We start from the raw sequence: 21716 nt of genomic DNA, 5'->3' as shown, positions 1-21716 counted from the left end.
TCACCGCACCTCCGGGAAGCCCAGGTCGACCGTGGACGAGGCGGGGTCGGGCCAGCGCGCGGTGACCACCTTGCTGCGGGTGTAGAACTGGAGGCCCTCGGGGCCGTACATGTGCAGGTCGCCGAAGAGCGAGGACTTCCAGCCGCCGAAGCTGTAATAGGCCACCGGTACGGGCACCGGCACGTTGACGCCGACCATGCCGCAGTTGACGTCGTACTGGAACCGGCGCGCCGCCCCGCCGTCGCGGGTGAAGATCGCCGTGCCGTTGCCGTACTCGTTTTTGTTGACCAGCTCGAGCGCCTGCTCGTAGGTGTCGGTCCGGACCACCGACAGCACCGGGCCGAAGATCTCGTCGGTGTAGAGCGGCGAGTCGGTCGGCACCTTGTCGACCAGCGACGCGCCCAGGAAGAACCCCGGGCTTTCGCTGATCGGCGCGTCCCGTCCGTCGACGACCACCTCGGCACCGCCGGCGCCGGCCAGATACCCGGCCACCTTGTCGCGGTGCTCGCGGCTGATCAGCGGACCCATCTCGGCGGCTGGATCACTGGCCGGGCCGACCGCGATCCGAGCGATCCGGTCCTTGATCGCGGCGACCAGCGGGTCCCCGACGGCGCCGACCGCCACCACGACCGAGACCGCCATGCAGCGCTCGCCGGCCGAGCCGTACCCGGCGCTGACCGCGGCGTCCGCGGCCGCGCCGACGTCGGCGTCCGGCAGCACGACCATGTGGTTCTTCGCGCCGCCGAGCGCCTGCACCCGCTTACCTTTTCCGGACGCGGTCTGATAGATGTGGCGAGCGATCGGGGTGGAGCCGACGAACGACAGCGCCTGCACGTCCGGATGGTCGATCAGCGTCTCGACGGCCTCCCGGTCACCCTGCACGACGTTGAACGCACCGTCCGGCAGCCCGGCCTGGCGCAGCAGATCGGCCAGCAGCAGCGAGACCGACGGGTCCTTCTCGCTGGGCTTGAGCACGAAGGTGTTGCCGCAGACCAGGGCGTTGCAGAACATCCACATCGGCACCATGGCCGGGAAGTTGAACGGCGTGATGCCGGCGACCACCCCGAGCGGCTGCCGGATCGAATAGACGTCCACCCCGGTCGAGGCCTGCTCGCTGTAGCCGCCCTTGAGCAGGTGCGGCGCGCCCGCGGCGAACTCGATGTTCTCCAGCCCGCGGGCCAGCTCGCCGCCCGCGTCGGCCACGGTCTTGCCGTGCTCCTGGCTCACCAGCGACGCGATCTCCTTGCGGTTCGCGTCGACCAGCTCGCGGAAGCGGAACATGACCTCGGCCCGGCGGGACAGCGACGCCGCCCGCCAGGACGGGAAGGCGGCCTTGGCGGCGGCCACCGCGTGCGCGGTCTCGGCTGCGGTCGCCGCGACGACGTACGCCTGCTGCTCGCCGGTGGCCGGGTCCCAGACCGGCAGCTGCCGGCCGCTGGTGCCCGCGACGGCGGCGCCGTCGATCCAGTGTCTGATCTCGCGCATGTGGCCTCCTAGACCAGGTAGTCCGAGAGTCCCCGGCGGACGTATCGGCCATGGCCCTTGCGGCCCAGGTATTCGCCGCCGCGCACGACGACGGTGCCGCGGGAGATGACGGTGTCGACCTTGCCGTCGATCTCCCAGCCCTCCCAGGCCGAGTGGTCCATGTTCATGTGGTGGGTGGCCGCGCTGATCCGGGTCCGGCCGGCCGGGTCGTAGAGCACGATGTCGGCGTCCGAGCCGGGGGCGATGACGCCCTTGCGCGGGTACATGCCGAACATCCGGGCCGGGGTCGTGGCGATCGTCTCCACCCAGCGGGCCAGCGACAGCTTGCCGTCGACCACACCTTGGTAGAGCAGGTCGACGCGGTGCTCGACGCTGCCGATCCCGTTGGGGATCTTGGAGAAGTCGCCCAGGCCCAGCTCCTTCTGGTCCTTCATGCAGAACGGGCAGTGGTCGGTGGAGACCACGGCCAGGTCGTTGGTGCGCAGGCCGCGCCACAGGTCGGCCCGGTGGCTCTCGTGCTTGCTGCGCAACGGCGTCGAGCAGACCCACTTGGCGCCCTCGAAGCCCGGCGCGCCCAACTGGTCCTCCAGCGTCAGGTACAGGTACTGCGGGCAGGTCTCGGCGAAGACGTTGCGGCCCTGGTCCCGGGCCGCCGCGACCTGTTCGAGCGCTTTGGACGCGGACAGGTGCACGATGTACAGCGGGCAGTCCGCGGCCACACTGGCCAGCCAGATCGCCCGGCTGGTGGCCTCGGCCTCCAGCTCCTGCGGACGGGTCAGGCCGTGGTGGACCGGGTCGGTCTCGCCGCGCTCCAGGGCCTGCTTGACCAGCACGTCGATGGCCGGCCCGTTCTCCGCGTGCATCATGATCATGGCGCCGTTGTCGCGGGCCTTCTGCATCGCCCGCAGGATCTGCCCGTCGTCGCTGTAGAACACCCCCGGGTAGGCCATGAACAGCTTGAAGCTGGAGATGCCCTCGTCGGTGACGAGCTGGTCCATGGCCTTGAGCGCGTCGTCGGTGACGCCGCCCAGGATCATGTGGAAGCCGTAGTCGATGTGGCAGTTGCCCTCGGCCTTGGCGTGCCAGGCGGCCAGCCCGTCCTGCACGACCTCGCCGTAACGCTGCACCGCGAAGTCGATGATCGTGGTGACGCCGCCGAAGGCCGCCGCCCGGGTGCCGGTGTCGAAGGTGTCGCTGGCGTGCGTACCGCCGAACGGCAGCTCCATGTGGGTGTGCGCGTCCACCGCGCCCGGGATGACGTACTTGCCGGTGGCGTCGACGGTCTCGACGTCGGCCGGACCGCGACCCGGCGCGAACACGGCGGCGATGGTCTCCCCGTCGACGAGCACGTCCGCGGGGCTCGCGCCGGTCGGCCCGACGACCGTGCCGCCTTTGATCAGGTAGGTCACGGTGCCACCAGCCCGTCGTAGCTGTCGGGGCGGCGGTCGCGGTAGAACTGCCAGCGGTCGCGGACCGTGGTGAGCAGGTCCATGTCCAGGTCGCGGACGATCAGCTCGGGGTTGTGGGTGTCGCCGACCGCGCCGACGAACTTGCCCTCCGGGTCGACGAAGTAGGACTGGCCGTAGAAGTCGTTGTCGCCGAGCTCCTCCACGCCGGTGCGGTTGATCGCGCCGATGAAGTACTCGTTGGCCACCGCGCTGGCCGGCTGCTCCAGCTGCCACAGGTACGACGACAGGCCCCGGCTGGTCGCCGACGGGTTGAAGACGATCTGCGCGCCGTTCAGGCCCAGGGCCCGCCAGCCCTCGGGGAAGTGCCGGTCGTAACAGATGTAGACGCCGACCTTGCCGACCGCGGTGTCGAACACCGGGTAGCCCAGGTTGCCCGGCCGGAAGTAGAACTTCTCCCAGAAGCCGTTGACCTGCGGGATGTGGTGCTTGCGGTACTTGCCGAGGTACGAGCCGTCGGCGTCCACCACGGCCGCCGTGTTGTAGAGGACGCCGGGCTGCTCCTGTTCGTACATCGGCAGGATCATCACCATGCCGAGCTCGGCGGCCAGGGCCTGGAAGCGTTCGGTGGTGGGGCCGGGGACGGACTCGGCGTACTCGTAGTAGGCCTTGTCCTGCACCTGGCAGAAATAAGGGCCGTAGAACAGCTCCTGGAAGCAGATCACCTTGGCGCCCTGGGCGGCGGCGTCGCGAGCGTAGTCCTCGTGCGCCTTGATCATCGATTCCTTGTCGCCCGTCCAGTTGGTCTGGACGAGGGCGGCCCGGATGACGTTGCTCATCGGTGCAGCCCCTCTCTGTGGGTCACGAGATGTGCGGTGGCGTAGGTCACTCCAGCATTGTGATCGTCTCTCCACCGGCTGTCACCGTCCCCAGCTCATCGCTTGACACCAGGGGCCGATGTAGGAGGACACTAATGACACAGCTGCGGGCGGACAATTGCCTGGCTGTAACCAAATGTTTCGGAGAAGTAATTTGCTGAACGCCATCGTGGGCGCCGTCGACGACCGCAGCGCCCGGGGGATCGCCGCGGCCGTCAGCCGGCTCGTCACGTCCGGTGACCTGCCGGTCGGCGCGCGGCTGCCCACCGTGCGCGACGTCGCCCGAGAGCTCGGCGTCAGCCCGACCACGGTCAGTGAGGCCTGGCGCAGCCTCTCCCGGGCCGGCGCCATCCAGACCCGCGGCCGGTCCGGCACGTTCGTCAACGCCCCCGTCCTGCCCCGCCGGCGCCTGCGGTACGCCCAGCTCAGCGGCCTGGTGTCCGGCGCCGCCCGGGACTTCTCCACCGGCGTGCCCGACTACGACCTGCTGCCCTCCCTCGCCGACGCGCTGCGCCGGGTGGGCGACGCGAGGCTCACCACCAGCTACCTCGAGGACCCGGTGCTGCCGCCGCTGGAAAGGGTCCTCCGGCAACGCTGGCCGTACCCGGTGGAGCAACTGACCGTGGTCGACGGGGCCCTGGACGCGCTGGACCGGGTCACCGCCACGCTGGTCCGCTACGGCGACCACGTGGTGGTGGAGAACCCGGCCTTCCCGCCCGTGCTCGACCTGCTCGAAGCGGTCGGCGCGACGGTGGTCGGGGTACCGGTCGACGACCACGGGATGTCCGCGGAAGCGCTGGGGGAGGCGCTGCGGACGTACGAGCCGGTCGCGGTCTTCCTGCAGCCGCGCGCGCACAATCCGACCGGTGTCAGCATGACCGCGCGGCGGGTGGCGGAGCTGGCCGACGTACTGGCCGCCTACCCGGACGTCACGATCGTCGAGGACGACCACGCCGGGGACATCGCCACCGCGGCCCCGGTCAGCCTGGGCACCCGGTTGCCGGACCGCACCCTGCACATCGCAGGCTTCTCCAAGAGCCACGGCCCGGATCTGCGCCTGGCCGCCCTGGGCGGCCCGGCGGCGGTGATCACGGCGGTCGCCGACCGCCGGCTGCTCGGCCCCGGCTGGTCCAGCCGGCTGCTGCAGGCGGTGCTGCTCGACCTGCTCACGTCGGCCGAGGCCACCGCCCAGGTGGCCACCGCCCGCACGGTCTACGCCGAACGCCGCGCCGCGATGCTCGCCGCGCTGGCCCGGCACGGTGCCACCGCCACGGCCGCGGACGGCATCAACCTCTGGCTCACCGTCGACGACCAGCAGATGGCCATGCTGGCGCTCGCGGCGCACGGCATCGCGGTGGCGCCCGGCGCGCCGTTCGAGGTCACCGGCACCGGCGCCGAGCACGTCCGGGTCACCGTCGGCCTGATCCGCGACGACGTCGACGCCGTGGCCGCCGCACTCGCTTCCGCCGCCGGCGCGTCCGCGCGCGGCAGTGGTCCCCGTTCCCGCCCGCACCCGCGGGGCTGGCGCTGACTCCCTTGGAGGACCCCGTGACCGATGACCTGCTCGCCCGGCACCAGGCCGTGCTGCCCTCCTGGGTGACGACCTACTACGGCGACGACGCGATCGAGCTCGTGCGCGGCTCCGGCCGCCGGGTGACCGACGCGAACGGCCGCAGCTACCTGGACTTCTTCGGCGGCGTGCTGACCAACATGCTGGGTTACGACATCGCCGAGGTGCGCGAGGCCGTGGAGCGCCAGCTGGCCACCGGCATCGTGCACAGCTCGACGCTGTACCTGATCCGGCAGCAGGTCGAGCTGGCCGAGAAGATCGCCCGGGTCTCCGGCATCGCGGACGCGCGGGTCTTCTTCACCAACTCCGGCACCGAGGCCAACGAGGCCGCGCTGATGTTCACCACCAACTTCCGCCGGTCCAACCAGATCCTGGCCATCCGCAACAGCTACCACGGCCGGTCCTTCGCGGCGATGGCGATCACCGGGCACCGCAGCTGGTCGGCCAGCGCGCTGAGCCCGATCTCGGTGTCCTGGCTGCACTCCGGCGAACGCCTGCGCGGCCGGATGAAGGGCCTGTCCGACAGCGAGCACATCGACGCCGCGGTCGAGGACCTGCGCGAGGTGCTGGCCACCACGACCGCGGGCGACGTCGCGGCGCTGATCGCCGAGCCGATCCAGGGCGTCGGCGGCTTCGTGCACGCCCCGGACGGGCTGCTCGGCGCGCTGAAGAAGGAGCTCGACAACCACGGCATCCTGCTGATCGCCGACGAGGTGCAGACCGGCTGGGGCCGTACCGGTGAGCACTTCTGGGGTTATCAGGCGCACGACGTGCAACCGGACCTGATCACCTTCGCCAAGGGCATCGGCAACGGCTTCGCGCTGGCCGGCGTCGTGGGCCGCGCGGAGCTGGTCAACGCGGTCCCGGCGACCAGCTTCTCCACCTTCGGCGGCAACCCGATCTCCACGGCCGCGGGCAACGCCGTGCTGGACTACGTGCTCGACCACGACCTGCAGGCCAACGCGAAGCGCACCGGCACGATCCTGCTCGACGGCCTGCGCGCCGCGGCCGGCGGGACGAAGATCGTGGGGGAGGTCCGCGGCCGTGGCCTGATGATCGGCATCGAGTTCGTCCGGCCGGGCACCACCGAGCCGGACCCGGCCGCGACCATGCGGGTCTTCGACGAGTGCCGCAAGGGCGGCCTGCTGGTCGGCAAGGGCGGACTGTACGGCAACGTGCTGCGGATGGGACCGCCGCTGACGCTGACCGAGGACGAGGCCCGCGAAGGTCTGGGCATCCTGGTCGACGCGATCCGCACGGCCGACGCCGAGGCTTTCTGAGCCGGCGGCCACCGGGCGATCAGCCGTCCCGAGACGATGGCGAGGGGTGATCGCCCGGTGGCGCTGCGGCGACCGGCGGTGTGCCCGGGATGAGATTTCCCACGTGTTACCGAACTACCTCTGTTGCTGCTTGATCCGGGGCGTCACCATCTGCGTGTGACAGACACTTCCGTGATACTCGCCCTGGTGGTCATCGCCGCCCTCGGGTTCGATTTCACGAACGGGTTCCACGACACCGCCAACGCGATGGCCGGCTCCATCGCCACCGGGGCCCTGCGGCCCAAGACCGCCGTCGCGCTCTCCGGCGTCCTCAACCTCATCGGCGCCTTCCTGTCCGTGGAGGTCGCCCTCACGGTCACCAACGCCGTCGTCAAGATCCAGAGTTCCTCCGGTGCCCCGCGGCCGGAGCTGCTGGCCGACGGCGGGACGGCACTGCTGCTGATCGTCCTGGCCGGCCTCGTGGGCGGCATCGTCTGGAACCTGCTGACCTGGCTGCTGGGCCTGCCCTCCAGCTCCTCGCACGCGCTGTTCGGCGGCCTCATCGGCGCCAGCGTCGCGGGCCTGGGGTGGGCCGGGGTCAACTGGACGGGCGACGGCAGCAAACTGGACGGTGTCGTCGGCAAGGTCATCCTGCCCGCGCTCATCTCGCCGGTCATCGCCGGTGTGGTCGCCGCCGCCGGCACCTGGCTCGTCTACCGGGTCACCGTCGGGGTGGCCCAGCGCTTCACCGACAACGGCTTCCGCTGGGGTCAGGTCGGCAGCGCCTCACTGATCTCCCTCGCCCACGGCACGAACGACGCCCAGAAGACGATGGGCGTGATCACCCTGGCCCTGATCGCCGCCGGCGACTGGACCGACACCGCGACCATCCCGTTCTGGGTGAAGGCCGCCTGCGCCGTGGCGATCGCGCTCGGCACCTACCTCGGCGGCTGGCGGATCATCCGGACCCTGGGCAAGGGGCTGGTCGAGATCGCCCCGCCGCAGGGCCTCGCGGCCGACTCGGCGTCGGCGACCGTCATCCTGGCCTCCAGCCACCTCGGCTTCGCACTGTCCACCACGCACGTCGCGACCGGCTCGATCCTCGGCTCGGGCGTCGGGCGCCCCGGTGCCCGGGTGCGCTGGCGGGTGGCCGGCCGCCTGGTCGCAGCCTGGCTGATCACCCTGCCCGCGGCCGCGATCGTCGGCGCCGCGATGTGGTGGGTGGGCCACCTGCTCGGCGGTGGCCTGGCCGGCTCGGTCGTCATCTTCGTCCTCCTGGTCGCGCTGGCCGGGTTCATGTATCTGCGCTCGCGCCGGGAGCGGGTCGACCACCACAACGTCAACGACGACTGGGGCGGCGCCCCGGCGGTGACCGAGCCGGTGCCGGCCGGCACCGCGAGCTGAAGGGGGTCCGGAGATGCACAACCTGGGATTCGCTCTCGAGGGCGCCTGGAAGGTCCTGCTCGCCGGCCTGCTCCTCGGCGCCGGCCTGCCGATGCTCTTCGCCCTGGGGGTCCGCTCCCTGGCGTACGGCGCCGGCCGGGCCGCCGAGGTGGACGACTCCGGCGTGACCGGCGCGACGACCCGCCCGGCCGGCACGGTCGTCGGCTACGCCCTCTTCGGTGTCGTGGTGCTCGGCGTGCTGCTGGGCATCGCGTTCATCGTGGCCGGCGGCTTCGGCAAGACGCTGAGCTTCACGCACGTCTTCCCGGCCATCGTGGACAAGTAGCGCTCGCGATGGGTGACCTGCGCGCGAACTTCATGACCCGGGCCGTCGAGTGGCTGCGCGCCGGCTACCCGACCGGGGTGCCGCGCGGGGACTACGTGGCGCTGCTCGGGGTGCTGCGCCGCAAGATGACCGAGGAGGAGGTCCGCCGGATCGCCGTTGATCTCGCGGACCAGTCCGTGCTGGCCGGTGACGACCCGATCAGCACCGCCGACATCGAGCAGATGATCAGCTCTTCGCTGCTGCAGGAGGCCACTGCCGAGGACGTGGTCCGGGTCTCGGCCCGGCTCGCCGCCGGAGGCTGGCCGCTGGTCGACCCGCCCGAGGGAGACTGACCCGGCGGACGCCGGGCCCGGATCGTCCGGGCCCGGTGCGCCCGGTCAGCCCGGGTGGTGCACCTCGGCCAGCCGGTAGACCGGTGTCGGCAGGCCCTCGTAGCGGGCTTTGAGCTGCAGGGCCAGGTAGAGCGAGTAGTGCCGCGACTGGTGCAGGTTGCCGCCGTGGAACCAGAGGTTCTCCTGCCGGGTCGGCTTCCACATGTTGCGCTGCTCGCCCTCCCACGGCCCCGGGTCCTTGGTGGTGCCCGAGCCCAGGCCCCACACCTTGCCGACCCGGTCCGCGGTCTCGCGGTCGACCAGGTCGGCGACCCAGCCGTTCATCGAGCCGTAGCCGGTGGCGTAGACCACCAGGTCCGCCTCGAGCTCGGTGCCGTCGGCCAGCACCACGGACGTCTCGGTCAGGTGGTCGACCTGGCCGTGGGCCAGCTTGATCCGGCCGTCGGCGACGAGCTCGGCGGCGCCCACGTCGATGTAGTAGCCGGAGCCGCGGCGCAGGTACTTCATGAACAGCCCGGACCCGTCGTCGCCCCAGTCGTGCCGGAAGCCGGCCTTCTCCAGGCGGGTGTAGAAGTCGTGGTCGCGCTCGGCCATCTGCTCGTACAGCGGGATCTGGAACTCGTGCATGATCCGGTACGGCAGCGACGCGAAGATGAGGTCGGCCCGTTCGGTGCTGACCCCCGCCTCGACGGCCTCCTCGGAGTAGAGCGCGCCCAGCCCGATCTCCATCAGGGACGCGGACTTGACGATGTGCGTCGAGGAACGCTGGACCATGGTCACGTCGGCGTCGTGCTCCCACAGCGCCCCGCAGATGTCGAAGGCGGAGTTGTTCGAGCCGATCACCACCACCTTGCGCCCCCGGTACGCCTCCGGGCCGGGATGCCGGCTGGAGTGGTGCTGCTCGCCGCGGAACACGTCCTGGCCGGGCAGGCTCGGATAGTTGGCCTTGCCGGACATCCCGGTGGCGAACACCAGCTGGGCCGGGCGCAGCACCACCGATTCGCCGTCGCGATCCACCGTGACCTGCCACCGGCCCGCCGCGGCGTCGTAGCGGGCCGAGCGGACCTCCGCCTTCGACCAGTACGGCACCTCCATGACCCGGGTGTACATCTCGAGCCAGTCGGCGATCTTGTCCTTGGGCGCGAACACCGGCCAGTTCTTCGGGAACGGCAGGTACGGCAGGTGGTCGTACCAGACCGGGTCGTGCAGGCAGAGGCTCTTGTAGCGGCCGCGCCACTGGTCGCCGGGGCGCTCGTGCCGGTCCAGCACCAGCGCCGGTACGCCGAGCTGCCGCAGCCGGGCACCCAGGGCGATGCCACCCTGCCCGCCGCCGATGACGACCACGTACGGCTGCTGCTCGTACCCCAGGGTCTGCTCCTCGGTCTCCCGCTCCTCGCGCCAGGACCGGCGCCCGGGCCGCAGCTCGTGCTCGACCCCCTGCGGCCGGCCCTCCTCGAAGCCCTTGAGCTCGCGCAGCGTGGTCAGCAGCGTCCAGGCCCGGCCGTCGCGCAGCCGCAGGTGACCGGTGCCGCGCCCGACGCGGGTCTCGAAGCGCAGCCACGCCTCGGTGACCCCGTCGGCCTCGGCCGGTTCGCCGTCGATCGTGAAGCCGCCCGGGTCCACGTCGGCGAGGCGGGTGGTGAGCAGGTCGGTCACGCCGTCCGGACCCTCCACCGTGGTGATGTTCCAGGAGAACGCGACCAGGTCGCGCCAGAAGCTGTCGGCGCCGAACAGGGCGGCGGCCCGCGGGACGTCCCGGTCGTGCAGCGCGGCCTCGAACGCCGTGAGCCACGCCTGGACCCGCTCTCGTGTCTCTGTCATGCCTGCCAGCACACGACCGAAGCCCCGGGCCGCACCAGGGTTGCAAGGAGTTGCACACGGCGGGTGTGGCGGCGGTCACAGAGAGCGGGTTACGCTCCCCGGGTCGGAAGGAGGCCGGGCGTGGGTGAGCTGAGCGCGGTCCGGCCCGGCACGGACCTGTCCCGGCACGCCCGTGAGCTGGTCCGGGTGCACGACGCGGTGCTCGGTGGCCGCAGCGCGCCCGCCCGGCCCCGGGCCGTGGTCGCCCGTTCCTGGTCGCGGGTCCTGCGCACCGGGCTCGACCCGGACGGCGCCAACGCCCGCGACCCGCATCCCCGCGAGGAGGTCGAACGCCGCCGCCGCGAGTCCCCGCTGCACCTGATCGTCGGCGAGCTGGCCCAGGTGATCCAGCACGTCGCCCTGCTGGTGGTGACCGACGCCGACGGGGTGATCCTGTGGCGGGTCGGCGGACCGGCCGTGCTGCGCCGGGCCGACACGCTCGGGTTCGGTGAGGGCGCGACCTGGACCGAGTCCACAGTGGGCACCAACGCCATCGGCACCGCGCTGGTCGAGGCGGCGCCGGTGCAGCTGTTCTCCGCCGAGCACTTCGAGCAGGCCCAGCACGCCTGGTACTGCAGCGCCCACCCGATCCACGACCCGCGTACCGGGGAGCTGCTGGGCATCGTCGACGTCAGCGGTCCGGCGCTCACCCTGCATCCGGCGATCGCGGCGCTGGTCGAGACCGGCGTACGGCTGGCCGAGTCGCGGCTGTGGCGCCACCACGCGGCCCGGCTGGACCGCCTGCGCCGCTCGGCCGAGCACGTCGTCAGCACCGCCACGGGCCCGCTCCTGGTCGTCGACGACCACGGCTGGGTCGCGCACCACGCGGGCGTGGCCGTCCGCGACCGGATCGCCGTGCCCCGGGCGGACACCGCCCTGGCCGTGCCGGGTCTCGGACTGTGCCTGCCGGAGCGGCTCGCCGAGGGCTGGATCGTGCGCCCGGCCGGTCCGGCGGCCGGCATCCGGGCCTCGTTGGACCGCACGGGCGCGCCGGTGCTGTCGGTGGCGGGGGAGGACTCGCTGTGGCGCGCGCCCCTGACCCGCCGGCACGCCGAGATCCTGACCCTGCTGCACGCCGCCGGGCCGCAGGGGTTGAGCGCCGGCCGCCTCAGTCGCGCGCTCTACGGCGACGACGCCCACGTGGTGACCGTACGGGCCGAGGTCTCCCGGCTCCGCAAGGCCATCGGTGCCCTGGTGGCGACCGGTCCGTACCGGCTGGCGCCGGGCGTCAGCTGGGAGGTCGTGGGTGCGGCCGGCCCGCTGCCGGAGGTCTGAAAATTGTTTTGATCCATTCTGGGAGCGCTTCCGTATTGAGGACCGAGGTCCTACGACAGGAAGGCTCAGGCGACAGAATGAATCGCTCCCGTACTCCCGCCCGGCGCTGGCAGATCGCCGGTGTAGGCGCAGTCGCCGTGGCACTCGTCGGCGTCGGCCTGGGTGTGGCATCCGCCGACGAATCCACCGCCCCCACGGTCAACTGCCCGGCCGTCGCCGGTTCTCTCGGTGCCGTGCCGGCGCAGGCCCAGGCGGAGATCCAGCGCAATCTGGCCCTGCTGAACACGCAGATCGCCGAGGCCAACAAGCGCCTGATCACGAGCCAGGGTGAGGGTGGCAAGAACTTCATCCAGAACGCGATTCTCGGGCCTCTGAAGGACAAGCGGGTCGCGACCATCAACCGGATGGCCACCGCGATCGGCCGCAACGCGGCCAAGCCGCAGCTCGACGTGCAGACGCTCGCCACGTGCTCGCTGAACGCGAACGGTGGCGGTGCGGCCGCGACCGAGCCCACCGAAGTGCCCGCGGGCAATGGCAATGGCAATGGCAATGGCAACGGTGCCGGCAACGGCAACGGCAACAATGCTGGCGGCGCCCCGACCGTGAACTGTCCGGCGGTCGCCGGTGAACTGGGTGCCGTGCCGGCGCAGGCCCAGGCGGAGATCCAGCGCAATCTGGCCCTGCTGAACACGCAGATCGCCGAGGCCAACAAGCGCCTGATCACGAGCCAGGGTGAGGGTGGCAAGAACTTCATCCAGAACGCGATTCTCGGGCCGCTGAAGGACAAGCGCGCCGCGACCATCAACCGGATGGCCACGGCGATCGGCCGTAACGCCGCGAAGCCGGTGCTGAACGTGAACGCCCTGGCGACGTGTTCGCTCAACCAGAACGGGGGCGGCAACGCGGCTCCCGAGCCGGCGACCGTCCCGGCCGGCAACAACGCCGGTGGCAACAACGCGGGCTCCGTGCCGACCGTCAACTGCCCCGACGTGACCGGCCTGCCGGCCATCCCGGCGCAGGCGGCGGCCGAGGTCACCCGCAACCTGGAGCTGCTCGACACCCAGATCGCCGAGGCGAACGCGCGGATCGCGTCGAGCGTCGGCCAGGGCGGCCCGGCGTTCATCCAGAACGCGATCCTCGGCCCGCTGGCCGACAAGCGGGTCGCGACCCTCAACCGGATCGAGACGGCGATCGGCCGCAACGCGCCGAAGCCCGAGGGTCTCGAGAAGTTCGGCACCTGCTCGCTGAACGAGTAACCAGACGGCACAGCACTGCCGATGATGGGGTCACCGCTCGCGGTGGCCCCATCAGGCTGTCAGCAGCTTGCGCAACTCCCGCCGGGCCTGGTGGATCCGGGACTTGACGGTGCCCTCCGGCACCTGGTGCAGCGCCGCGATCTCGGCGTAGCTCAGGTCCAGCACGTCGCGCAGCGCCACCGACTCGGCCAGTTCCGGCCGCAGCCGGGCCAGGGCGTCCAGCAGGTCCAGCCGGGTCGTCGCGACCATGCTGGTCCGGCGCGGATCGGCCACGTCGGCCAGCACGTCGGTGCTGTCGCCCGCCGCGGCCGGGCGGCTTCTGCGGTACGCCGAGCGGGCCCGGTTGGTGGCCAGCCGGTACATCCACGTCCGGAAGGCGCTGCGGCCCTCGAAGCGGGGCAGGCCCCGGGCGACGGCCAGCAGCGTGTCCTGGCACGCCTCCTCGGCGTCCTCGCGGTTGGGCAGCAGCCGGGCGCACACCCGCAGGACCTCGGGGCGGACCGTCACCAGGAGCACATTGAGGGCGGCCAGATCGCCGGCGGAGGCGATGCGGGCCAGGTCTTCGACATCGGGAGCGTGCATAGCGCGTCCTCTCCGCGCTCAGTATGCATCCGGGGTGCACGGCCCGATGTCCTCCACTCGTGCCACGTTCCGTAGCCGTACGGCGACAGTCAGGTAGGCGACAGTAGCGAACCAGGCCGGGCGGACCGGTGGACCAACTTGCTGACCGTCCACCGATGAAGCGGAGCTCGACATGTACGTACCCGCACCGAAATCCCTCGCCCTGGCCGTGGTGTTGTCCGGGGCCCTGGTCGTCACCGCGACGCCGCCCGCCTGGGCCGGCGCCACGGCCTACCGCCCGGCCCTGGTCTCGGCGGACAAGTCACCGCCGCAGATACGTGACGTCCGGTTCTCCCGTACGGCTGTCGCGGTCCGGGGCCTCGCCGTGGTCCCCGTACGGGTGTCCCTGCGGCTCACCGACCCGTCCGGTGTGCTGGACAACCCGCACGACATGAACCCGTCCCCGCAGCTGACCATCGGGCCGGTCCCGGGTTTCCAGTCGAAGCTGCGCCCGGTGCTGACCCGCACCTCCGGAACGGCGACCGACGGCACCTGGAGCGCGACCGTCAACGTGCCGTCCACCTGGAACGGCACCGTGCGGATCGTCTCGGCCGGGGCGTCGGACACGGCCGGCAACACGGTCACCACGGCGCTGTCCGGGGCCGCGTCCCCGAAGCTGCGGGTACGGGGCACCCACCGGCCCGCGGTGACGTTGCGTTACTCGCTGCTGGACGGGGGCGGGTTCCGGATCCACGGGCGCGCCTCCTACACCGACACCGGGCGGCCGCTGCGGTCGAAGGCGCTGGCCACCGCGTACGACAGCAACTGTGACTTCGACGGTGGTGCGGCGAACAACGTGGTCACCGACGCTCAGGGCAACTACGAGAAGCTGTTCCGCAACGGTGACCCGGGTGCTGCCGGTTGTGTCGCGCTGATCGGGCCGGCCGCGCGCCACCAGCGCCCGACGATGCTCACCTACCGCATCGCCTCCGCGCCGAACCACGCCGTGCCCGCCGCCGCGATGCTCCAGCCGGCGGATCTGAACGGGGCGGACACCACGACGGTCACCGACGACTACTGGGCCGCGTTGCAGCCGCCGCAGCCGTGTGGTCCGTACTCCTCGGCCGGGCTGCGCCGGGAGCACCGGACCGTGCAGGCGATGATCGGGGTGGACAACCGACCGTCGGTGATCGTGAACGACGTGGCGACGTACGCGTCCGACGGTGCCCACCGGTATCTGACGCAGCTGCGCAGGGCTGTGGCGACCTGTGGGCACGGATGGTCCGTCGTCGGCACCGGCGTGGCCGGCGACGAGTCGCTGCTGCTGCGGCGCCGGGAACACATCGACTACGCCGGGACGGACAAGGACACCTATGTGGTGGTGGCCCGGACCGGTCGCGCCGTCGTGGTCGTGGCCGACACCGGCTGGGAGACCGGCGACGGGCACGAGGCAGTGGCCCGGCGGCTGAGCGTGGTGGCAGTCAGGCGCGCGGCCGTTCTCTAGGCCGTCCTGATCGGACAGTGGATCCACCGGTGAGCGTGGCCGCGGCGGACATTCCCGTCGCGGTCACTGCCGGGTCCGGGACGTGCAGCACCGCCCGCAACGCGGCCAGCGCCTCCTCGGCGAAGTGCCCCAGGGGCCGGTCGCCGTCCTGGTCGAGCCACTGCTGGATGGACACGTGCAGCAGGGTCACGCCGGTCTCGGCGAGCAGCGCCGCGGTCATCGCCGGGACCCCACGCTCGCGAAAGCCCGCGCTGATCGCCTCGCAGATGCCCGCACGCTTGCGCAGCTCCCGCTCGCCCAGGCCCGGGTCGGAGCGCACGATCTCGCGTCGCCGGCGCACCTCGTCCCGCCGACCCTCGAACCAGGTGTCCGCCACGGTCCGCAGTGCGCCGACGATCAGCCCGAGGGGGTCGGCCGCCGGGGGCGCCTCGGCGATCATCCGGCGGGCCAGCTCGGGCAGCTCGTGCTCGCCGGCGAAGAGAACCTCGCGCTTGTCGGCGTAGTGCCGGAAGAAGGTGCGGGTGGTGAGCCCGGCCCGGGCGGTGATCTGCGGGACGGTCGTGGCGGCGAAGCCCTGCTCGGCGAAGAGCTCGAGAGCGGCCCGCTCGAGCCGTTCCCGCGCGTCCGGACGCCATCTGCTCACCGGGCCGATCCTACCCTGATGACACGCGATGTCATGGCCGTGTACGTTGACGACATCGCGTGTCATCAGTAGGCGCCGGTGAAGAGTAGGGACAACGTCATGGATGCAGAGGTCTGGATTCTCGGCGGCGCCGGTCGCAGCGGTCGCGCCGTCGCGGCTGAGCTGGCCCGGCGCGGGGTGCCCGCGGTCCTGGTCGGGCGGGACGCCGGCCGGCTGGCCGCCGCCGCGCGGCCGACCGGCGGCCGGACGGTGGTGGCGGACTCGGTCGACGCCACCGCCGCCGAGATCAGGCGGCAGCGCCCGGCCGTGGTCATCAGCACGCTCGGGCCGTTCACCACGACGGCCGGGCCGATCATCGACGCCTGTTTGCCCGGCAGCCACTACGTCGACCTGGCCAACGACGTCGCCGCGGTCTCCGCCACGCTCGGCCGGCACGACGAGGCGACCGGCGCCGGGCGGACCCTGGTCACCGGGGCCGGATTCGGCGTGACCGCCACCGAGAGCGTCGTCGTGAAGCTGTGCGCGGACCGTCCCACCCCGCTGCGGATCCGGGTCGACATGGTGCCCTCGCTGGCGATCGAGGCCGGCGTCGTCGGGGCGGCCCTGGCCGGCACCATCCTGGACGGCCTGCCCGGCGTCCCCGGCGGAGGCCGCTTCCAGGGCCGGCAGATCGCGGACGGCCGGCTGGCCCCGGCCCGGATCGGCGGCGAGGCGCGGCCCCTCACCCTGCCGGACGGCACCGAGGTGACCACGGCGAGCATGCCGCTCGGCGAGCTGCTCGCGGCCCAGCGGGCGAGCGGCGCCCGCTTCGTGGTCTCCGCTTCCAGCGAGGCGCCCTCCACGCCGCTGCTCCGGGCAGTGCTGCCGGCCGCCCTCGCGCTGCTGACGTGGACGCCGCTGCGCGAGTTCGCCAAGCGCCGGCTCGCCGGGGTGCGGATCAAGGCGGCGGACCGCCCGCGCGAGCACTCCTGGGGGCACGCGGTCGTCACCTGGGCGGACGGTGAGACCCGGGAGGGCTGGCTGCGGCTCGGCGAGGCTCAGGCGTACACCGGCGCGGTGCCGGCGGAGATCGCCCGCCGGCTGCTGGCCGGCGACGGGCGGCCGGGCGCCTACACCCCGGCCGCTCTCTTCGGCGCCGAGCTGGCCGAGGCCTGCGGCGGCGACTACCTACCGGCCGGTTCGGGCGCGAGCTGACCGGGCGTGGGCGTCACCACCGGACCGTACGGCACCAGCGCGCACGGGGTTGCCCGGCGCGGTCGGCGGAACGGTGTCCTCGCCGGTCCTCGGGAAACTCGGCGGCCGCGGGATCGTCACCCGGGACGACGGTGGTGACAGGTTGCCGGCCGCGTCCCGGGCCGCGACCGAGAAGTGGATCGAGGCGACGGCCGGGTCGAGATCGAGCGTGACCGGGCCGGTGCCGGTGACCGTCCGCACCGATACTGCTGGTAGAACTGCTCACCCTGGTAGACCACGTACTCGGTCACGCCGACGTTGTCGACGGTCGGCGGCCAGGTGAGGGTCGCGGTGGTCGGGGTGACGGTCACGGACGGCCGGCCCGGAACGAGCGGGGCCTGGGTGTCCGGCGTGCTCGCCGCGTACGACTGCACCCGCACGTCGTCGGACGAAGCGGTCGTGGACGTGGTCGCCAGCCGGTCGCCCTTGACCACCAGCCGCGCCGGCCGCTTCGGGCCGCAGCAGCGCGGCCGCCGACGAGCAGCAGTGCGACCAGGCCGGCCCCGAGCAGCCGGCGGTCGACGGGGGAACGACCGGTCCTGCGGACGCGCCCCTGTCGCGCACTGTAGGACCGGCCATTCATTTCCGTCAATCAACCATCCGTCACTGCACCTGCAGCGGCACGACGTCCGGGGCGCCCAGCCGGGCGGCGTCCGCGGTCTCGTCGTCGGGCTGTTCCTGCGAGGCCCGTTCGGCCTCCACCCGGAGCCGGTAGTGCTCGACCTCCCGGTGCTGCTGCTCCTCGGACCAGCCGAGCACCGCACCCATCAGCTCCGCCGCCACCGGCGCCGCGGCCAGACCGCGGTCGAAGGTCTCGATCGAGATCCGGGTACGCCGGGTGAGCACGTCCTCCAGATGCCGGGCCCCCTCGTGGCTGGCCGCGTACGTGAGCTCGGCGCGCAGGTGGTCCTCCGCGCCCTCGACCGGCCGGGCCAGGTCCTTGTCGCCGGCGATCAGCTCCAGGATCTCGTGCACCAGCGAGCCGTAGCGGCCCAGCAGGTGCTCGATGCGGGCCACGTGCAGCCCGGACTCCTCGGCCAGCAGCCGGCGGCGGTTCCACAGGGCGGTGTAGCCCTCCGCCCCCAGCAGCGGCACCCGTTCCGTGCAGGACCGCGGCACCGAGCGGCCCAGCCCGTGCACCGCGGCGTCGACCGCGTCGCGGCCCATCACCCGGTACGTCGTGTACTTGCCGCCGGCCACCACGACCAGTCCCGGCGTCGGGCTGGCCACGGTGTGCTCGCGGGACAGCTTCGAGGTCGACTCCGACTCGCCGGACAGCAGCGGGCGCAGTCCGGCGTAGACGCCCTGCACGTCGGTGCGGGTCAGCGGGGTGGCGAGCACCTTGTTGACCAGGTCGAGCAGGTAGTCGATGTCCGTGCTCGACGCCGCCGGGTGGGCCTTGTCCAGCGCCCAGTCGGTGTCGGTGGTGCCGATGATCCAGTGCCGGCCCCACGGGATGATGAACAGCACGCTGGTCGGCGTACGGCTGATCAGCCCGGTGGTCGACTGGATCCGGTCGCGGGGCACCACCAGGTGGATGCCCTTGGAGGCGCGGACGTGGAACTGGCCGCGCTCGCCGACCAGTGCCTGGGTGTCGTCGGTCCACACCCCGGTCGCGTTGATCACCTGCTGGGCGCGGACCTCGAAGGTGCGGTCGTGCTCCAGGTCGTGCACCCGTACGCCGGTGACCCGCTCACCCTCGCGCAGGAAGCCGACCACCTCCGTACGCGACGCGACGTGCGCGCCGTACGCGGCGGCCGTCCGGGCCAGGAACATGGTGTGCCGGGCGTCGTCGATCTGCGCGTCGTAGTACTGCAACGCGCCGACCAGCGCGTCGCGGCGCAACGCCGGGCAGGCCCGCAGCGCACCACGCCGCGACAGGTGCCGGTGCCGGGGGAGGCCCGGTGCCGCCGCGGCCATCGTGTCGTAGAGCAGCACGCCGGCGCCCGCGTACAGGCGCTCCCAGCCGCGGTGCTGCAACGGATAGAGGAAGGGCACCGGCCGGGCCAGGTGCGGCGCCAGCCGGGTGAGGATGAGGCCGCGTTCCCGCAGCGCCTCACGGACCAGCCCGAAGTCCAGCATCTCCAGGTAGCGCAGACCGCCGTGGATGAGCTTGCTGGACCGGCTGGACGTGCCCGAGGCGAAGTCGCGCGCCTCGAGCAGGCCGACGGAAAGACCGCGGGTGGCGGCGTCGAGGGCGCTGCCGGCGCCCACCACCCCGCCACCCACGACGAGCACGTCGACCTCGTCGCCGGCCAGGGCGGTCAGTGCCGCTTCCCGGCCGGCCGGAGAGAGAGTCGTGTCAGTCAACGTCAACCCAATCGAGAGTGCGCTGGACGGCCTTCTTCCACTGGCCGTATCCCTTTTCCCGCTGTTCGTCGGACCAGGCCGGCTGCCAGCGCTGCGACTCGTTCCAGTTCTCGCGCAGCTCGTCGGTGTTCTTCCAGAAGCCGACGGCCAGCCCGGCGGCGTACGCGGCACCCAGTGCGGTGGTCTCGGCGACCACCGGCCGGCTCACCGGCACGCCCAGCACGTCGGCCTGGATCTGCATGCACAGGTTGTTGACCGTGATGCCGCCGTCCACCTTCAGCACGTCCAGCGTCACGCCGGAGTCCTGGGCCATCGCCTCGACCACGTCCCGGCTCTGGTAGCAGATCGACTCCAGGGTGGCCCGGGCGATGTGCGCGTCGGTGTTGAACCGGGACAGCCCGACGATCGCACCGCGCGCGTCCGAGCGCCAGTACGGCGCGAACAGCCCGGAGAACGCCGGCACGAAGGACACGCCACCGTTGTCCGGCACCGACGACGCCAGGGTCTCGCTCTCGGCCGCCGAGTTGATGATGTGCAACTGGTCGCGCAGCCACTGCACGGCCGAGCCGGTCACCGCGATCGAGCCCTCCAGGGCGTAGACCGGGGCCGAGTCGCCGAACTTGTAGCAGACCGTGGTGAGCAGTCCGTTGTCCGAGCGGACCAGTTCCGTACCGGTGTTGAGCAGCATGAAGTTGCCCGTACCGTAGGTGTTCTTGGCCTCGCCGGGGGCGAAGCAGACCTGGCCGAACATGGCCGCCTGCTGGTCGCCCAGGTCGCCGGTGAGCGGGACGTCGCCGCCCAGCGGGCCCGGCGCGTGGGCCATGCCGTAGGTGTTCGGGTCGGACGACGGCCGGATCTCGGGCAGCATGCTCCGCGGGATGTTGAAGAACCCGAGCAGCTCGTCGTCCCAGTCCAGGGTCTCCAGGTTCATCAGCATGGTCCGGCTGGCGTTGGTCACGTCGGTGATGTGATTGCCACCGTCGACCCCGCCGGTGAGGTGCCACAGCAGCCAGCTGTCGGTGTTGCCGAAGACGGCGTCGCCGCGCTCGGCCGCCTCCCGGACCCCGTCGACGTTCTCCAGGATCCACTGGATCTTGCCGCCGGAGAAGTACGTCGCCGGCGGCAGCCCGGCCTTGCGGCGGATCACGTCGCCGCGCCCGTCACGGTCCAGCGCCGAGGCGATCCGGTCGGTGCGGGTGTCCTGCCAGACGATCGCGTTGTAGTAGGGCCGTCCGGTGCGCCGGTCCCACACCACGGTGGTCTCGCGCTGGTTGGTGATGCCCAGCGCGGCCAGGTCGCTCGCCTGGAGGTTGGCCTTCTGCATGGCGGTCCGGATGACCGAGACGGTCCGGTCCCAGATCTCGATGGGGTTGTGCTCGACCCAGCCGGCCTGCGGCAGGATCTGCTCGTGCTCGAGCTGGTGGCGGCCGACCTCGTTGCCGCCGTGATCGAAGATCATGAAGCGGGTGCTGGTGGTGCCCTGATCGACGGCACCGACGAAATCAGCCACGGTTTGCCTCCACACGCTCGGGTTCGGGGGTCGGGAGCTCGCCCGGCTCCTGGGGGGCCGCGGACGGCAGGAACCGGCCGACCAGGCCCTGGTAGAGCCCGGCGCCGAGGATCCCGCCCACGATGGGCCCGACGATCGGGATCCAGAAGTACAGATAACCCGTCTGGTCGCGGAACGCGCCACCGTAGCCGGTGAAGAAGCTGGCGAGTCGCGGTCCGAAGTCACGCGCGGGGTTGATCGCGTAGCCGGCGTTGGTGCCCCAGGCCATGCCGATGGCCACGATGAGCAGGCCGATGACGAACGGCGCCAGGTTGGCCGCCGGTGGGGTACCGGCCGCGTCGGTGATGGCCAGGATGAGGAACAGCAGGATGGCGGTGCCGATCACCTGGTCGCGCAGCGCACCCCACTCGCTGACCGGTAATGTCCCGTTGCCCGGCAGGGTGGAGAAGACGCCCTGGGTCTTGACGGTCAGTCCGGGGTCGGCCGCGTGCAGGACCTCGGTGTAGTTCCACCGCACCAGCAGGGCGGCGACGAAGGCGCCGAGGAACTGCGCGAGCGAGTACGGGGCCACCTTGCGCCACTCGAAGCCCTTGAAGACCGCGAGCGCGATGGTGACGGCGGGGTTGAGGTGCGCGCCGCTGATCCGGCCCGCGACGTAGACGCCGAGCATGACGCCCAGCCCCCATGCCCAGGCGATGCTGTCGTGGTCGCCGATGCCGCCGCCCGCCACCTGAGCGACGACGCCGACGCCGAAGAGGATGAGGATCATGGTCCCGGCGAACTCGGCGGCGCATTCGCCGAGTAGTCCCGGGATCTTCAGACGTTCTGCCATGTGCCCTCCAGGGTCTGATGTGCTCAAACGCTAGGGAGGGGCATCGGGGGCGGGCAATGAACGCCGTTCGGCA

Annotated in this window: 19 protein-coding genes; 9 read left to right on the top strand and 10 right to left on the bottom strand. The window is 71.9% G+C overall.

Going from position 1 to position 21716, the window contains the following annotated elements; translation table 11 throughout:
* From AB0C12_RS05120 to AB0C12_RS05110, 3 genes are read right to left on the bottom strand one after another with little or no spacing between them, the layout of a single operon-like run.
* The gene (locus AB0C12_RS05120) at positions 1-1485 is read right to left on the bottom strand and encodes a CoA-acylating methylmalonate-semialdehyde dehydrogenase (RefSeq protein WP_360544299.1); all 1485 of its coding nucleotides are present in this window, start codon (positions 1483-1485) and stop codon (positions 1-3) included.
* Positions 1486-1493: 8 nt separating this feature from the next.
* On the bottom strand, positions 1494-2894 hold the full coding sequence (hydA, locus tag AB0C12_RS05115) for a dihydropyrimidinase (RefSeq protein WP_360544297.1): 1401 nt from the start codon (positions 2892-2894) through the stop codon (positions 1494-1496).
* The gene (locus AB0C12_RS05110; RefSeq protein ID WP_360544295.1) at positions 2891-3730 is read right to left on the bottom strand and encodes a nitrilase-related carbon-nitrogen hydrolase; all 840 of its coding nucleotides are present in this window, start codon (positions 3728-3730) and stop codon (positions 2891-2893) included. Before AB0C12_RS05110 ends, hydA begins: the two co-directional genes overlap by 4 nt.
* A 193-nt stretch (positions 3731-3923) precedes the next feature.
* On the opposite strand from AB0C12_RS05110, the gene AB0C12_RS05105 reads away from it, so the two are divergent.
* From AB0C12_RS05105 to AB0C12_RS05085, 5 genes are all read left to right on the top strand, one after another.
* On the top strand, positions 3924-5300 hold the full coding sequence (locus tag AB0C12_RS05105) for a PLP-dependent aminotransferase family protein (RefSeq protein ID WP_360544293.1): 1377 nt from the start codon (positions 3924-3926) through the stop codon (positions 5298-5300).
* Positions 5301-5317: 17 nt separating this feature from the next.
* Positions 5318-6619: an aspartate aminotransferase family protein gene (locus AB0C12_RS05100; RefSeq protein ID WP_360544292.1), complete on the top strand. Its 1302-nt coding sequence runs from the start codon at positions 5318-5320 to the stop codon at positions 6617-6619.
* 156 nt (positions 6620-6775) lie between these two features.
* Complete coding sequence (locus AB0C12_RS05095) at positions 6776-8002, top strand: inorganic phosphate transporter (protein WP_360544290.1); 1227 nt, start codon at positions 6776-6778, stop codon at positions 8000-8002.
* A 13-nt stretch (positions 8003-8015) separates the two neighbouring features.
* Positions 8016-8327 carry a hypothetical protein gene (locus tag AB0C12_RS05090; protein WP_360544288.1) on the top strand — a complete coding sequence of 104 codons (312 nt, stop codon included), beginning with the start codon at positions 8016-8018 and terminating at the stop codon, positions 8325-8327.
* Between the two features lie 8 nt (positions 8328-8335).
* The gene (locus AB0C12_RS05085; RefSeq protein WP_360544286.1) at positions 8336-8659 is read left to right on the top strand and encodes a DUF3349 domain-containing protein; all 324 of its coding nucleotides are present in this window, start codon (positions 8336-8338) and stop codon (positions 8657-8659) included.
* Between the two features lie 45 nt (positions 8660-8704).
* On the opposite strand, the gene AB0C12_RS05080 is transcribed toward AB0C12_RS05085, so the two are convergent.
* A complete protein-coding gene (locus AB0C12_RS05080; protein ID WP_360544284.1) occupies positions 8705-10480 on the bottom strand; it encodes an NAD(P)/FAD-dependent oxidoreductase in 1776 nt (591 codons plus the stop codon).
* A 120-nt stretch (positions 10481-10600) separates the two neighbouring features.
* Here AB0C12_RS05080 and AB0C12_RS05075 point away from each other — a divergent pair, with 120 nt between their 5' ends.
* Together AB0C12_RS05075 and AB0C12_RS05070 are read left to right on the top strand one after the other, a co-directional pair.
* Positions 10601-11794, top strand: coding sequence for a hypothetical protein (locus AB0C12_RS05075; protein ID WP_360544282.1), 1194 nt, complete (start codon positions 10601-10603; stop codon positions 11792-11794).
* Between the two features lie 137 nt (positions 11795-11931).
* Positions 11932-13050 carry a hypothetical protein gene (locus AB0C12_RS05070; protein ID WP_360544280.1) on the top strand — a complete coding sequence of 373 codons (1119 nt, stop codon included), beginning with the start codon at positions 11932-11934 and terminating at the stop codon, positions 13048-13050.
* 51 nt (positions 13051-13101) lie between these two features.
* Here the strand turns inward: AB0C12_RS05070 and AB0C12_RS05065 are convergent, their stop codons facing one another.
* Positions 13102-13632 carry an RNA polymerase sigma factor gene (locus AB0C12_RS05065; protein WP_360544278.1) on the bottom strand — a complete coding sequence of 177 codons (531 nt, stop codon included), beginning with the start codon at positions 13630-13632 and terminating at the stop codon, positions 13102-13104.
* A gap of 172 nt (positions 13633-13804) precedes the next feature.
* On the opposite strand from AB0C12_RS05065, the gene AB0C12_RS05060 reads away from it, so the two are divergent.
* Positions 13805-15115: a hypothetical protein gene (locus tag AB0C12_RS05060; protein WP_360544276.1), complete on the top strand. Its 1311-nt coding sequence runs from the start codon at positions 13805-13807 to the stop codon at positions 15113-15115.
* On the opposite strand, the gene AB0C12_RS05055 is transcribed toward AB0C12_RS05060, so the two are convergent.
* Positions 15093-15758 carry a helix-turn-helix domain-containing protein gene (locus tag AB0C12_RS05055; RefSeq protein ID WP_360544274.1) on the bottom strand — a complete coding sequence of 222 codons (666 nt, stop codon included), beginning with the start codon at positions 15756-15758 and terminating at the stop codon, positions 15093-15095. The two genes, AB0C12_RS05060 and AB0C12_RS05055, sit on opposite strands and share 23 nt — an antisense overlap.
* A 99-nt stretch (positions 15759-15857) precedes the next feature.
* Here AB0C12_RS05055 and AB0C12_RS05050 point away from each other — a divergent pair, with 99 nt between their 5' ends.
* Positions 15858-16952 carry a saccharopine dehydrogenase NADP-binding domain-containing protein gene (locus tag AB0C12_RS05050; RefSeq protein ID WP_360544271.1) on the top strand — a complete coding sequence of 365 codons (1095 nt, stop codon included), beginning with the start codon at positions 15858-15860 and terminating at the stop codon, positions 16950-16952.
* Positions 16953-17068: 116 nt separating this feature from the next.
* Here AB0C12_RS05050 and AB0C12_RS05045 read toward each other — a convergent pair whose 3' ends face one another.
* The 4 genes from AB0C12_RS05045 to AB0C12_RS05030 all read right to left on the bottom strand — a co-directional run bounded on the left by AB0C12_RS05045 (position 17069) and on the right by AB0C12_RS05030 (position 21643).
* A complete protein-coding gene (locus tag AB0C12_RS05045) occupies positions 17069-17425 on the bottom strand; it encodes a hypothetical protein (RefSeq protein ID WP_360544269.1) in 357 nt (118 codons plus the stop codon).
* Positions 17426-17594: 169 nt separating this feature from the next.
* Positions 17595-19301 carry a glycerol-3-phosphate dehydrogenase/oxidase gene (locus AB0C12_RS05040; RefSeq protein ID WP_360544944.1) on the bottom strand — a complete coding sequence of 569 codons (1707 nt, stop codon included), beginning with the start codon at positions 19299-19301 and terminating at the stop codon, positions 17595-17597.
* A complete protein-coding gene (glpK, locus tag AB0C12_RS05035; protein WP_360544267.1) occupies positions 19294-20811 on the bottom strand; it encodes a glycerol kinase GlpK in 1518 nt (505 codons plus the stop codon). The genes AB0C12_RS05040 and glpK overlap by 8 nt, the downstream gene beginning before the upstream one ends.
* Positions 20804-21643: an MIP/aquaporin family protein gene (locus tag AB0C12_RS05030; RefSeq protein WP_360544265.1), complete on the bottom strand. Its 840-nt coding sequence runs from the start codon at positions 21641-21643 to the stop codon at positions 20804-20806. The genes glpK and AB0C12_RS05030 overlap by 8 nt, the downstream gene beginning before the upstream one ends.
* Positions 21644-21716 lie beyond the last annotated feature (73 nt).

Origin of the sequence: Actinoplanes sp. NPDC048967, assembly GCF_040649415.1 — a bacterium.
Classification (GTDB): Bacteria; Actinomycetota; Actinomycetes; order Mycobacteriales; family Micromonosporaceae; genus Actinoplanes.
The sequence above is the reverse complement of the archived record's forward strand: the minus strand, read 5'-3'. Positions and strand labels throughout refer to the sequence as shown.

Coding starts and splice junctions, on each gene's coding strand:
- AB0C12_RS05050 (WP_360544271.1), top strand. CDS start 15,858: ATGGATGCAGAGGTCTGGATTCTCGGCGGCGCCGGTCGCAGCGGTCGC.
- AB0C12_RS05120 (WP_360544299.1), bottom strand. CDS start 1,485: ATGCGCGAGATCAGACACTGGATCGACGGCGCCGCCGTCGCGGGCACC.
- AB0C12_RS05060 (WP_360544276.1), top strand. CDS start 13,805: ATGTACGTACCCGCACCGAAATCCCTCGCCCTGGCCGTGGTGTTGTCC.
- AB0C12_RS05090 (WP_360544288.1), top strand. CDS start 8,016: ATGCACAACCTGGGATTCGCTCTCGAGGGCGCCTGGAAGGTCCTGCTC.
- AB0C12_RS05080 (WP_360544284.1), bottom strand. CDS start 10,480: ATGACAGAGACACGAGAGCGGGTCCAGGCGTGGCTCACGGCGTTCGAG.
- AB0C12_RS05085 (WP_360544286.1), top strand. CDS start 8,336: ATGGGTGACCTGCGCGCGAACTTCATGACCCGGGCCGTCGAGTGGCTG.
- AB0C12_RS05030 (WP_360544265.1), bottom strand. CDS start 21,643: ATGGCAGAACGTCTGAAGATCCCGGGACTACTCGGCGAATGCGCCGCC.
- AB0C12_RS05065 (WP_360544278.1), bottom strand. CDS start 13,632: ATGCACGCTCCCGATGTCGAAGACCTGGCCCGCATCGCCTCCGCCGGC.
- AB0C12_RS05110 (WP_360544295.1), bottom strand. CDS start 3,730: ATGAGCAACGTCATCCGGGCCGCCCTCGTCCAGACCAACTGGACGGGC.